Origin of the sequence: Patulibacter minatonensis DSM 18081 (assembly GCF_000519325.1) — a bacterium.
Lineage (GTDB): Bacteria > Actinomycetota > Thermoleophilia > Solirubrobacterales > Solirubrobacteraceae > Patulibacter > Patulibacter minatonensis.
Genome location: NZ_KI912613.1, coordinates 5,329,952 through 5,341,792 on the forward strand (window position 1 = coordinate 5,329,952; position 11,841 = coordinate 5,341,792).

Here is an 11,841-nt window from a genome sequence, read left to right on the forward strand (position 1 = left end):
GGGACCGGGAGCGTCAGCCCCCGGCCCTCGTGATCACTTCGGCGGCAGGTCGTCCGTCGAATGGGCCTGCAGCGTCTCGCTGCCGGCCTCGCCCGTGCGGATGCGGTACGACTCGTCGACCGGCATCAGGAACACCTTGCCGTCGCCCACGGCACCCGTGCGGGCGTGCTTGAGGATCGAGTCGACGATCGTCTGGACGTCGCCGTCCTCGACGACGCACTCGATCTTGAGCTTCGGACGCAGGTAGTTCGTCAGCTCGGCGCCGCGGTAGCGCTCCGTGATCCCCTTCTGACGGCCGGAGCCCTTGACCTCGCTCACCGACAGGCTCGGGAAGCCGAGGTCGAGCAGCTCGCCACGGATCGGCTCGAAAGCCTCGTGGCGGACGTATGCGACGACCATCTTCATGCGGGAATCTCCTTGCTGGGCGTGCTCAGCCGGTCCACCGGGGCCGCGTTGGCGGCGCCGATGAGCTCGGCCTCCGGGATGAACTGCTCAGGGTAGCCGTACATGCCGTGCTCGGAGATGTCGAGGCCGGCGCGCTCGTCCTCGGCGGACACGCGGATGCCGATCGTCATGTCGAGGAGCTTGAAGACCGCGAACGAGACGACGAAGACGAACACGAAGGCGATGCCGACGGCCGCCGCCTGGGTGCCGAGCTGGCCGAGGCCGCCGCCGTAGAACAGGCCGGTCTGGCCCGGGTCGAGCACGAGGCGGTTCGAGGCGAAGAGGCCGCAGGCCAGGGTGCCCCAGATGCCGGCCAGACCGTGCGCGGAGGTCGCGCCGACCGGGTCGTCGATCTTCAGCTTGTCGATGCCGAGGACGCCGAAGACGACGATGACGCCGCCGATGAAGCCGATCGGCACGGCGGCCCAGACCTCGATGAAGCCGGACGGGGCGGTCACGGAGACCAGGCCGGCGATCGCGCCGTTGCCGATCATGCCGACGTCGAACTTCTTCGTGATGGCGAAGATCGTGATCATCGCCGCGATCGCGCCGGCGCCGGCCGCGAGGTTGGTCGACAGGATCACGTGGGCGAAGAACGAGCCGTCGGTGGCGACGGTCGAGGCGCCGTTGAAGCCGAACCAGCCGACCCACAGGACGATCACGCCGATGGCGAAGATCGGCATCGAGTGGCCGGGGATCGCCCGCGGCTTGCCGTCCTTGTCGTACTTGCCGATGCGCGGCCCCAGGACGATCGCGGCGGCGAGCGCGGCGGTCGCACCCGTCAGGTGGACGACGGTCGAGCCGGCGAAGTCCAGCGCGCCGGAGCCGATGTCGGAGAACAGGCCGCCACCGAAGCCCCAGTGGGCGATGACCGGGTAGATGAACCCGACGAAGACCACGCCGAAGATCGGGTAGACGATGAACTTGATCCGCTCGAGCGTCGAGCCCCAGACGATCGCCAGGGAGACCGCGGCGAACGTGAACTGGAAGAACATGAACGCGATGTCGGAGTTCGTCGCGCCGACGCCCTTGAAGTCGGTCCCGTTCTGGAACAGGAAGCCGGATGCGCCGAGCAGCCAGCCACCGGGCGCGCCGTCGTCGCCGTTGCCGCCGAAGGCGAGACCGAAGCCGAGCGCCCACCAGACGATGCTGGCGACGGAGAGGTTGACGAAGATCTTGGCCACGCCGGAGCCGACGTTCTTGCCCCGCGAGAACCCGACCTCGAGTCCGAGGAAGCCGAGCTGCATCAGGAAGACGAGCGCGCCGCCGAAGATGAGCCAGAACATGTTGACCTCGTTCGCGAGGTCCGCGAGCGAGTTGCCGATGTTCTGGACGTTCCCGCCGAAGCCGGGCTCGTCGGGTGCCGCGACCGCCAGGGCGGACGCCGGCAGCACGAGGGCCGCGCCGGCTGCGGTGGCCGCGACGGCGGCGAAGCGCCCGCGACGCGAGCGGAGGCCCCGCGCGGGGGCCGCGGGCTCGTCGGGGGTGGACGGACCTTCTGAGACGGCGGGACCAGGCCCGCCTGTCGACCGGCGTAGGGTCGAAGACATCGGGAGTTCTCCTTGATCGGACTGACCACAGGCTCCCGGCCCGGCGTCGAAGGTCCGCTGTCCCGATGGCGAAAGCCCCGATGTACAGATGCTCCACATGGGAGGGGCCCATCCGTCGTGTCGACCGGACGAACCGCCCTCTTGGACATCGGGATAAGGTCTGGGTCACCCAGTCGGACCTAGTGTCGCCGCTGGTCCGTACGCGCCGGAGGACTGTGTCCCGCGCGTACGACGACGGTCACCGACCCCGAGGAGCACCCGCAGCCCATGACCCATCCCCGCCAGAGGAACGTCTCCGCCGCCCGGTGGAACGCCGACGAGGTCGCGTTCGGCATCGACGACCTCACACGCCCGCAGAACCAGGTCTTCGGCGTCGACGTCTTCAGCCCCGCCGTCCAGCGGCAGCGCCTTCCGAAGGACGTCTACAAGCGCCTGCAGCGCACGCTCGAGCGCGGCGAGGCGCTCGACGTCACGCTGGCCGACGCCGTCGCGTCCGCCATGCGGGACTGGGCCCTGGAGAAGGGCGCCAGCCACTACACCCACTGGTTCCAGCCGCTGACGGGCCACACGGCCGAGAAGCACGACTCCTTCTTCAACCCCACCGGCGACGGCGGCGCGATCGCCGACTTCTCCGGCAAGGAGCTGATCCAGGCCGAGCCGGACGCCTCGTCCTTCCCGTCCGGCGGCATCCGCTCGACGTTCGAGGCCCGCGGCTACACCGCGTGGGACCCGACGTCGCCGGCGTTCGTCCTCGAGAACCCGAACGGCGCGCTGCTCTGCATCCCGACGGCGTTCACGTCGTGGACCGGCGAGGCGCTGGACACGAAGATCCCGCTGCTCCGCTCCATGGACGTGCTGTCGCGCTCCGCGATCCGCGCCCTCTCCACGCTGGGCGACGACGACCCGCAGCGCGTGCTGACGACGATCGGCGCCGAGCAGGAGTACTTCCTGATCGACGAGCAGTACTACTACGAGCGCCCCGACCTCCAGATCACGGGCCGCACGCTGTTCGGCACGAAGCCGCCGAAGGGCCACGAGCTCGACGACCACTACTTCGGGTCGATCCCGGAGCGCGTGCTGGCGTACATGATGGAGGCCGAGCGCACCCTCGAGAAGCTGGGCGTGCCGATCAAGACGCGCCACAACGAGGTCGCGCCGGGCCAGTACGAGCTCGCTCCGCTGTTCGAGACCTCGAACGTCGCCGCGGACCACCAGCACCTGGTCATGCAGATCATGGCCTCGACGGCCACCCGCTACGGCCTCGTCTGCCTGCTGCACGAGAAGCCGTTCTCGGGCGTCAACGGCTCGGGCAAGCACAACAACTGGTCGATGGGCACCGACCTGGGCGGCAACCTGCTCGACCCGGGCGACACGCCGCACGGCAACCTCATCTTCCTGTTCTTCTGCTCGGCCGTGATCCAGGCCGTCGACGAGCACGCCGGCATGCTGCGGGCGACCGCCGCGAACGTCGGCCAGGACTGGCGCCTCGGTGCCAACGAGGCACCGCCGGCGATCATCTCGATGTTCCTGGGCTCCGAGCTGGAGTCGATCTTCGAGGCCATCGAGGCCGGCGAGGGCGATCCGTCCGCCCCGGGCTCGTTCCTCGGCATGGGCACCCCGGTGCTGCCGCCGCTTCCGCGCCACGGCGGGGACCGCAACCGCACCTCGCCGTTCGCGTTCACCGGCAACAAGTTCGAGTTCCGCGCGCTGGGCTCGTCCCAGTCGCTCGGCCTGACGAACACGGTGCTGAACACGATGACCGCCGAGGCCATCGACGACCTCAACGAGCGCCTCGAGGCGAAGCTCGAGGCCGGCACCGAGCTCGCGGCCGCGGTCACGGAGCTCACGGCCGAGGTCTACAAGGCCCACAAGCGCGTCGTCTTCGGCGGCGACGGCTACTCCCAGGAGTGGCAGGACGAGGCGGCCAAGCGCGGTCTGCTGAACCACCGCACGACCCCGGACGCGCTCCCCGAGCTCGTCACGGAGAAGTCGATCAAGCTGTTCGAGCGCTACGAGGTCCTCTCGGAGCGCGAGATCGAGGCCCGCTACGACGTCCTCGTCGAGCAGTACTCGGCGAAGCTGAACATCGAGGCCGAGACCTGCGCCTCGATGGCGCGGACCCTCATCCTGCCCGCCGGCATCGCGCAGCTCAGCCGGGTCGAGTCGGTCGGGCTCGAGAAGCAGGCCGCCGAGGTCCGGGCGCTCGTCGACACGTTCTACGACAAGATCCTCCACCTCGAGAAGCTGAACGCGACGGAGGGCGAGCTCGCCGACCTCGAGCACGCGAAGTTCCTCCGCGACGAGGTCCTCCCGGCGATGGAGTCGGTCCGCGAGACCGCCGACGAGCTCGAGAAGATCGTCGCCGACGACCTGTGGCCGCTGCCGCACTACTCGGAGATGCTCTTCATCAAGTAGCGCCTCCTCGCCGGCGACCGGCCGGCGACGCAGCACCCGAGGGCCCCGCAGACGCGGGGCCCTCGGTCGTCCGGAGCACGAGCTCCTCCGCGCCGTCCCAGCCCGCCTCCGCCGGCGCCGGGCGCCCGCGCACGCGGCGGAGGACCTCCCGGGCCCCCGCGAGCGCATCGACGACGGCCAGGCGCGGCCGCCGCCCCCGGAGCGCGACGCGCCAGCGCCGCCCCTCCCCCGTGGAGAGCGTCCGCTTGTAGTCGACGCCGCCGGGGAGGAAGTCGTAGGTCTCGAGCCCCCGCCTGCGGGCCTCAGCCATCGTCAGGAGGTCGCCGAGCGCCCCCGGCCGCAGTCGGCCACCACCCGCCGGTGCCAGGCCGGTCTGGTAGCTGCGCAGGTGCCCACCGTCGACGAAGCCGTACGTGGTCGCGATCGTCCGCCCGTCGCACCGCACGCGGGAGAGCGCGACGCGGCCGTCGGCCACGAGGCGCTCCACCAGCTCCCGGTGGAACGCGAGCACCTCAGGGCGGGCGAAGGCACCGGGGCGACCGTCGGCGTTCCAGCGCACCTGGTGCAGCCGCACGAGCTCGTCGAGCATCGCGAGCCCCTCGGCCGGCGTCTCGGCCCAGTCGACCGTGACCTCCCCCGTGCGCTGGAACGCGCGCAGCGTCCGCCGGGCGTTGCGGCGGTGGCTCCGGCGCAGCGACGCGGTCACGTCACCGTCGACGGGCTGCCGGCGGAGGTCGTGGAGCGGCGAGGCCAGGCGCTGGGCCCGGACGCGGGAGGCCGGCCAGGTCGTCGCGAACCGCCGGGCGTCGTCGTCGAGCGCCCCGGTGAGGCGCAGCTCGTCCCAGCCGCCCTCGTCGGCCAGCGCGGCGATGAGGGCCCGGAGCACCGGCGACTCGTGCCCCGGGAGCGCGACCGGACCGTTGGCGTCCGGGAACGCCTCCGCCCCTTCGGGGAGGTCCCCGGTGCCGAGCCAGCGGACGTCCAGCGGCACCGGCCCCCGACGCGTCTGTCCGGCGGTGACCAGCGTCGCCCCGACCGTCCGGCCGCGTGGGTCGACGACGAAGGCGAAGCGGCAGGCGACCTCCGGACCGAACGCGCGCACCCATGCGGACGACCACACCCACGAGCGCATCACGGGGACGGGTCCGGCATCGGCCTCGAGCTCGCGCCACCGCCTCCCGGCCTCGTCGAGCGCCGTCGGGGCGAGGAACTCGACCCGCAGCGGGCCGGGGCCGTCGTCGGAGAAGGACGCCACGCCCGGCAGACTAGACGAGTGGCAACGCGCCACGTTCCGGGAGCGCGACGCCCCGCCCGGTGCGGGCCCTCCGTGCCCCGAGCCGCCGGGTGCCGGCCGGCCGTGCAGGGCTCCGGTCCCGTCCGTCACGGAGTCGTCACACGCCGTGACGGTCCCGGCACGACGATCGCGGGGTCCCATTCCCGAGAAGGAGGCACCGATGCGCTCCCCCAGCATCCGCCGCCCGATCGTCGTCGTCCTCGCGACGGCGGCCACCGCAGTGACCCTGACCCCCGCCGTGGCGTCTGCCGCCAGCACGACGCTCAAGGCCGGCGTGTCCGCCCTGCCGGGCGCGACCGAGAGCCGCACGGGCTACGAGCGGTCGAAGTTCAAGCTCTGGATCGACGCCGACTCCGACGGCTGCGACACGCGCCGCGAGGTCCTGATCGACGAGGCCGTGAAGGCCCCGACGGTCGGCAGCGGCTGCTCGCTCACGAACGGCAGTTGGACGTCACCGTACGACGGCGAGCGGTGGACGGACATCGCCGACCTCGACATCGACCACGTCGTCCCCCTCGCGGAGGCGTGGGACTCCGGGGCGTCGAAGTGGACGGCGACCCGCCGTGAGTCCTACGCGAACGACCTGAGCGATCCGCGGACGCTGATCGCGGTCACGGACAGCCTGAACCAGGCGAAGGGCGACAAGGACCCCGCCGAGTGGGAGCCGCCGCTGACGTCCTACCGCTGCACGTACGCGGCCGAGTGGGTGTCGGTGAAGCTCCGCTGGGGGCTCACCGTGGACACGGCGGAGCGCAGCGCGCTGGCGTCGCGGGCGGCGGGCTGCCCGTCGACGACGATCACGTACACGCCGGCGGGCTGATCCTGGCGGGGACGCGGTGGGCGGGCTACGGTTGCGGGGCGTGTCCCGTCCCGGCCTCCGCCCATCCTCGTCGTGACCCCGCGCAGGCCGCCGGTCCTGGTCGTCGTCGCGTGCGCGGTCGTCGTGCTCGCGCTGCTCGCGCCGGCGGTGCTGCCGCGCGGGCACCGGACCGACCTGCTCCCCATCGACGGCGGCGAGACCGTCCTCCGGGAGGCGCCGGCACCACGGCCGGCGTCACCCCCGATCGCGGCGGCCGACCGGCCCGGCCCGACGGACGGGCGCGGGACCCGGGCCGCGCTGCGCCGCCTGCTGGTGGCGCGCGGCGTGCCCGCCCGGGGCGCGAAGCGCCTGGCCCACGACGCGGAGTGGGGCGCGTTCCCCGTGCGCCGGACCGGTCCCGGGCGCAGCCGCATCGGCGGGCCCCCGGTCCTCCCCCGCGGCACCCGGTGGCCCGTCCGCAAGGGCCGGCCGCTGTCGTTCGTGGCGCTGATCGACCTGGCCGAGCTGCCGCAGTTCCCCGGTCGCCGGCGGCTCCCCGCGACGGGCACCCTGACGTTCTTCGCCGCCCTGGAGCGCCTGTTCGAGCCCGAGTCGGGCAACCGCCCCGGACGCCGGCTCCGGGTCCTCTACCGGCCCGCGCGGGTGCCGCTGGAGGACGCCACGAAGCCCCGGCCCACGCGACGCCCGCCGCCGGACGTGGGGATCGAGGACGCGACGGTCCCGTCCGTCGCGGTCGGGTTCCGGCCCCGGCTGACGCTGGTCGACAGCCTCTTCCTGGCCGACGCCCCGCGCTACCGGCTCGGGGAGGCCGGCGAGCGGGCCTACGAACGGACCATCCCCGAGTGGAACCGGCGCTCGGGCGTCCCGTCCTACGACGAGCGCGGGAGCGAGCTGGCGGAGCACGCCGTCCTGGGCATCCCGACCACCGCCCAGGACGATCCGCGGGAACCGGGCCAGCTGACGCTCCTGACGCTGCTCCCCGACACCGTCGGCGGATCGTTCCTCGACGGTGGGAGCGTCAGCTTCCTGATCGACGCGCAGGACCTGAAGGCGCGCCGCTGGAGCCGCATCGAGGTCTACCCCGACAGCGGCTGACCGGCGGCGAGGGCGCCGGGACGGCACCGCCGGTCCGCGTCGTCGTCCGCACCGGACGACGACGGCCCCCGGGGGTCCGGGGGCCGTGGGTCCTGCGGGTGCGCCGGCCCGGGAGGGCCGGCACCGGGATCGCTACGCCGCGACGTCGTAGCGGTCGAGGTCCGTGACCTTCGCCCAGGCGGCGACGAAGTCGTGGACGAACTGCTCGGACGCGTCGTCGGACGCGTAGACCTCGGCCAGTGCGCGCAGCTCGGAGTTCGAGCCGAACACGAGGTCGGCGCGCGTGCCGGTCCACTTGACCGAGCCGTCGCCGTTCCGTCCCTCGAACGTGTTCTCGCCGGCGCCCGTCCAGCTGACGCCCATGTCGAGCAGGTTCACGAAGAAGTCGTTCGTGAGCGTGCCGACGCGGTCGGTGAGGACGCCGTGCTTCGAGTTCCCGGCGTTCGCGCCGAGGACGCGCAGCCCGCCGACCAGGACGGTCATCTCCGGCGCGCTGAGCGTCAGGAGGTTCGCGCGGTCGACGAGCAGGTACTCCGCGCGCTGCGGCTGGTTGCCCGCCGCGTAGTTGCGGAAGCCGTCGGAGGCGGGCTCGAGGGCGTCGAAGGACTCGACGTCCGTCTGCTCCTGCGACGCGTCGCCACGACCCGGGGTGAACGGCACCGTGACGTCGACGCCGCCGGCCTTCGCGGCCTGCTCGACGCCCACGTTGCCGCCGAGGACCACGAGGTCGGCGATCGAGACGTCGCCGTCGAAGGCCTGCTGCACGCCCTCGAGGGCGGTCAGGACCTTCTGCAGCTCGGCCGGGTCGTTGACCTCCCAGTCCTTCTGCGGGGCGAGGCGGATCCGGCCGCCGTTGGCGCCGCCGCGCTTGTCGCTGCCGCGGAAGCTGCCCGCGGAGGCCCAGGCGGCCTTCACGAGCTCGGTGACCGTGAGGCCCGTGTCCGCGATGGCCTGCTTCAGCGTCGCCACCTGGGCGTCGGTCAGCTGCGGGCCGGCCGGGACCGGGTCCTGCCAGAGGAGCTCCTCCTGCGGGACCTCGGGGCCGAGGTAGCGCTGGATCGGACCCATGTCGCGGTGCGTGAGCTTGAACCAGGCGCGGGCGAACGCGTCGGCGAACTGGTCCGGGTGCTCGTGGAACCGCTTCGAGATCTTCCGGTACTCGGGGTCCTCGATGAGCGAGAGGTCCGTCGTCAGCATCGTCGGCTTGCGCGGCGGGGCGTCCGGCGTCGGGCCGGGGATGATGGCCTCGGCACCCTTGGCGACCCACTGGTGCGCGCCGGCCGGGCTCTTCTCGAGCTCCCACTCGTACTCGAAGAGGAAGTCGAAGTAGTCGTTCGACCACTGCACCGGGGTGCGGGTCCAGGTGACCTCGAGACCCGACGTGATCGTGTCGTTGCCCGCACCGGACGCGTAGCTGCTCTTCCAGCCGAGGCCCTGCTCGACGAGGTCGGCGCCCTCCGGCTCCGGGCCGACGTGCTGGTCGGGGTCGGCGGCGCCGTGGGTCTTGCCGAACGTGTGGCCGCCGGCGATCAGCGCGACGGTCTCCTCGTCGTTCATCGCCATGTTGCCGAAGGTCAGGCGGATGTCCTTCGCGGCGGCGACCGGGTCGGGGTTGCCCTCCGGGCCCTCCGGGTTGACGTAGATGAGGCCCATCTGCGACGCGCCGAGCGGCTTCTCGAGGACGCGCTCGCCGGTGTAGCGCTTGTCCCCCTTGAGCCACTCCTGCTCCGGGCCCCAGTAGACCTCGTCCTGCGGCTCCCAGACGTCCTCGCGGCCGCCGGCGAAGCCGAAGGTCTGGAAGCCCATCGACTCGAGCGCGACGTTGCCGGCGAGGACCATGAGGTCGGCCCACGAGAGGTTGCGGCCGTACCGCTGCTTGATCGGCCAGAGGAGACGGCGGCCCTTGTCGAGGTTCGCGTTGTCGGGCCAGGAGTTCAACGGGGCGAAGCGCTGCTGGCCGGCGCCGGCGCCGCCGCGGCCGTCGTGGATCCGGTAGGTGCCGGCGCTGTGCCAGGCCAGGCGGATCATCAGGCCGCCGTAGTGCCCGAAGTCCGCGGGCCACCAGTCCTGCGAGGTCGTGAGGACCTCCTCGATGTCCTTCTTGACCTGCGCCAGGTCGAGGCTCTGGAACGCCTGCGCGTAGTCGAAGTCCTCGCCGAGCGGGTTCGCGACGGCGGGGTTCGGCGCCAGGATCTTCAGGTTCAGGCGGTCGGGCCACCAGTCGCGGTTCCCGCCGCCCTGGGTCGGATAGGGCAGGCGGTCGTGGGCGACCGGGCAGCGGGCCTCGGCGGCCTCCGGCTGCTGCTCGTTCATCTTGCCTTCGACGGCATCCGGCGTATCGGACACGGGCTCTCTCCGGTGTGGTGTGAGGGGGTTCAGGAACTGCTGTGCGTCGCCGCGCACGCGGGGCAGGTGCCCCAGTAGACGACCTCGGCCTCGTCGATGACGAAGCCGTGGTCCTCGGACGGGTGCAGGCACGGGGCCTCGCCGACGGCGCAGTCGACGTCGGCGATCGCCCCGCACGACCGGCAGACCACGTGGTGGTGGTTGTCGGCCACGCGCGACTCGTACCGCGCGACGGACCCGCGCAGATGGATGCGGCGCACCAGCCCGGCGCTGGTCAGCGCGTCGAGCACGTCGTAGACCGTCTGCGGCGCCACGGCCCCGAGCTCGCCGCGGACGGCGTCGATCAGGGAGGACGTGTCGGCGTGCGGGTGCTCGTGCACGGCGTGCAGGACCGCGACCCGGGGGCGCGTGACGCGGAGGGACGCCCCGCGCAGCACGCTCTCGAGTTCGGGGACCGACGGCACGGCGCCGAGTCTCGCACATCATCTGGAACCGATCCAGAAACGTCACGCGATCGTCACGACGACCGCCACCGGGACCGGGTCACGACGCGTGGCCGGCGCCGGCCGGGGCTCAGAGGTCGTGGACGACGAGCCCGGGGACGCGGTCGGCGAGGCGTTCCACGAGGACCCGTCGGTGGCAGACGGCGGGGTCCGCCTCGAGGCACATCAGGACGGTCCGGAGCGCATCCGGGGACGCGACCTCCTCGGCGAGGACGTCGAGCGCCGCCGACGGCCCGGCCTCCTCCTCGACCCACCGCTCCATGCGCTCGCGGCCCGCCGCCACGTGGCCCTGCTTGTAGTCGACGCGGATGTCGGGCGGGGTCCCGAGCTCGCGGCGGTGCTCGTAGGCGATCCGGTGCTCGCCGAGCAGCAGGCCGAGCTTCGTCTTCGACATGCCGGCGCGGCGCGACTGCGGCCGGTACCGGACGTCGATCAGCCGTTCGATCCCGGTGGCCTCGAGCTCGGCGACGAGGGCCTCGGGGAGCAGGGTCTCGTAGCCGACGGTCCAGATCTCGGGGGCCATGGGCGCAGCATCGCACCGGACGGGGTCACGACCTGTCCGCATCGGGCCGACCGGTGCGACGGGTCACCGACCGTACGGACCGAGCGGCCGCCGACGGATCGCGGGCGCGCCGTCCCGCCCGGCGGCCCACCGCCGCCCGGCGAGGACGCAGACCGCGGTCGCCGCCACGAACGCGGCGATCCCCAGGACGCGCAGGACGAGCGCGATCGGCTCCTCGGCGCCCGGGACGTCCCAGATCTCGTAGATCAGCTGCCCCCAGTCGTGGTGGCTGCTGTCGCCGGTGATCAGGGGGAGCTCCCGCGCCCGGGCGTCGGCGACGTACGTCGCGGCCGAGTACGCGGAGGTCGACAGCAGCATCAGCACGACGACGAGGGCCCCCGGACGCCGCTCGCGGACCGCGAGTCCCACGAGCACGATCGGGACCAGGAGCTGGAGCAGCGTGCCGCCGAGCAGGGTCAGCGCGTCCCACCCGAGCGGCGCGAGCAACACGTGCCCGGCCTCGTGGAAGAGGAGGTTCACGGTGTGGGCCACCCGTGCGATCCACCCGGCGGGCCCGCCGCCGTACTCCACCCCCGGGTCCTCGACCCACAGCCGGAAGGCGAGCAACGCCGCGACGAACCATCCCGCCAGCGCGATGACGGGGTGCAGGCCGCGGGGCGCCGGGAGGCGCGTGAGGAGCGGGGCCATCCCCCGACCGATCGGCGGTCGGTGGTCGCGCCTCGCGCACGCCCGGCGCCGCTCGACGGACGGGCCACCGCCGGCATCCGGGGCGCGGTGCCGACGCGTAGCGTGCGCCGTTCCTCCGCCCCCGACGACCCCAACCTTGACGCGCTCGTGTCAAGGTTGGCCCG

10 protein-coding genes are annotated in these 11,841 nt (G+C 72.7%); 3 read left to right on the forward strand and 7 right to left on the reverse strand.

Features of this window, described 5'->3' with window-relative positions; all coding sequences use genetic code 11:
• Positions 1-33: 33 nt before the first annotated feature.
• Entirely contained in the window at positions 34-405 is a 372-nt protein-coding gene (locus tag PATMI_RS33225) for a P-II family nitrogen regulator (protein ID WP_051472265.1), read from the reverse strand.
• Positions 402-1,838: an ammonium transporter gene (locus PATMI_RS33230; protein ID WP_051472266.1), complete on the reverse strand. Its 1,437-nt coding sequence runs from the start codon at positions 1,836-1,838 to the stop codon at positions 402-404. The genes PATMI_RS33225 and PATMI_RS33230 overlap by 4 nt, the downstream gene beginning before the upstream one ends.
• A 423-nt stretch (positions 1,839-2,261) precedes the next feature.
• On the opposite strand from PATMI_RS33230, the gene PATMI_RS0125110 reads away from it, so the two are divergent.
• Positions 2,262-4,409 carry a glutamine synthetase III family protein gene (locus PATMI_RS0125110; RefSeq protein ID WP_026912901.1) on the forward strand — a complete coding sequence of 716 codons (2,148 nt, stop codon included), beginning with the start codon at positions 2,262-2,264 and terminating at the stop codon, positions 4,407-4,409.
• Here PATMI_RS0125110 and PATMI_RS0125115 read toward each other — a convergent pair.
• Positions 4,402-5,664, reverse strand: coding sequence for a GNAT family N-acetyltransferase (locus PATMI_RS0125115; RefSeq protein ID WP_026912902.1), 1,263 nt, complete (start codon positions 5,662-5,664; stop codon positions 4,402-4,404). The two genes, PATMI_RS0125110 and PATMI_RS0125115, sit on opposite strands and share 8 nt — an antisense overlap.
• A 199-nt stretch (positions 5,665-5,863) precedes the next feature.
• On the opposite strand from PATMI_RS0125115, the gene PATMI_RS0125120 reads away from it, so the two are divergent.
• Complete coding sequence (locus PATMI_RS0125120; protein WP_026912903.1) at positions 5,864-6,523, forward strand: HNH endonuclease family protein; 660 nt, start codon at positions 5,864-5,866, stop codon at positions 6,521-6,523.
• A 72-nt stretch (positions 6,524-6,595) separates the two neighbouring features.
• A complete protein-coding gene (locus tag PATMI_RS0125125; protein WP_026912904.1) occupies positions 6,596-7,618 on the forward strand; it encodes a DUF1963 domain-containing protein in 1,023 nt (340 codons plus the stop codon).
• 132 nt (positions 7,619-7,750) lie between these two features.
• Here the strand turns inward: PATMI_RS0125125 and katG are convergent, their stop codons facing one another.
• The 4 genes from katG to PATMI_RS35480 all read right to left on the reverse strand — a co-directional run bounded on the left by katG (position 7,751) and on the right by PATMI_RS35480 (position 11,677).
• Positions 7,751-9,931 (reverse strand): catalase/peroxidase HPI, encoded by a 2,181-nt coding sequence (gene katG, locus PATMI_RS0125130; protein WP_157260973.1) that lies wholly within the window; start codon positions 9,929-9,931, stop codon positions 7,751-7,753.
• A 62-nt stretch (positions 9,932-9,993) separates the two neighbouring features.
• Positions 9,994-10,428 (reverse strand): Fur family transcriptional regulator, encoded by a 435-nt coding sequence (locus PATMI_RS33235; protein ID WP_036726405.1) that lies wholly within the window; start codon positions 10,426-10,428, stop codon positions 9,994-9,996.
• Between the two features lie 109 nt (positions 10,429-10,537).
• Positions 10,538-10,990 carry a DUF488 domain-containing protein gene (locus tag PATMI_RS0125140; RefSeq protein ID WP_026912905.1) on the reverse strand — a complete coding sequence of 151 codons (453 nt, stop codon included), beginning with the start codon at positions 10,988-10,990 and terminating at the stop codon, positions 10,538-10,540.
• A gap of 63 nt (positions 10,991-11,053) precedes the next feature.
• On the reverse strand, positions 11,054-11,677 hold the full coding sequence (locus PATMI_RS35480; RefSeq protein ID WP_051472267.1) for a hypothetical protein: 624 nt from the start codon (positions 11,675-11,677) through the stop codon (positions 11,054-11,056).
• Positions 11,678-11,841: the final 164 nt, after the last annotated feature.

Bases quoted from the DNA above. Each gene is read 5' to 3' on its own strand.
- PATMI_RS0125140 (WP_026912905.1), bottom strand. From the start codon at position 10,990: ATGGCCCCCGAGATCTGGACCGTCGGCTACGAGACCCTGCTCCCCGAG.
- PATMI_RS35480 (WP_051472267.1), bottom strand. From the start codon at position 11,677: ATGGCCCCGCTCCTCACGCGCCTCCCGGCGCCCCGCGGCCTGCACCCC.
- PATMI_RS0125110 (WP_026912901.1), top strand. From the start codon at position 2,262: ATGACCCATCCCCGCCAGAGGAACGTCTCCGCCGCCCGGTGGAACGCC.
- katG (WP_157260973.1), bottom strand. From the start codon at position 9,931: ATGAACGAGCAGCAGCCGGAGGCCGCCGAGGCCCGCTGCCCGGTCGCC.
- PATMI_RS0125120 (WP_026912903.1), top strand. From the start codon at position 5,864: ATGCGCTCCCCCAGCATCCGCCGCCCGATCGTCGTCGTCCTCGCGACG.
- PATMI_RS33225 (WP_051472265.1), bottom strand. From the start codon at position 405: ATGAAGATGGTCGTCGCATACGTCCGCCACGAGGCTTTCGAGCCGATC.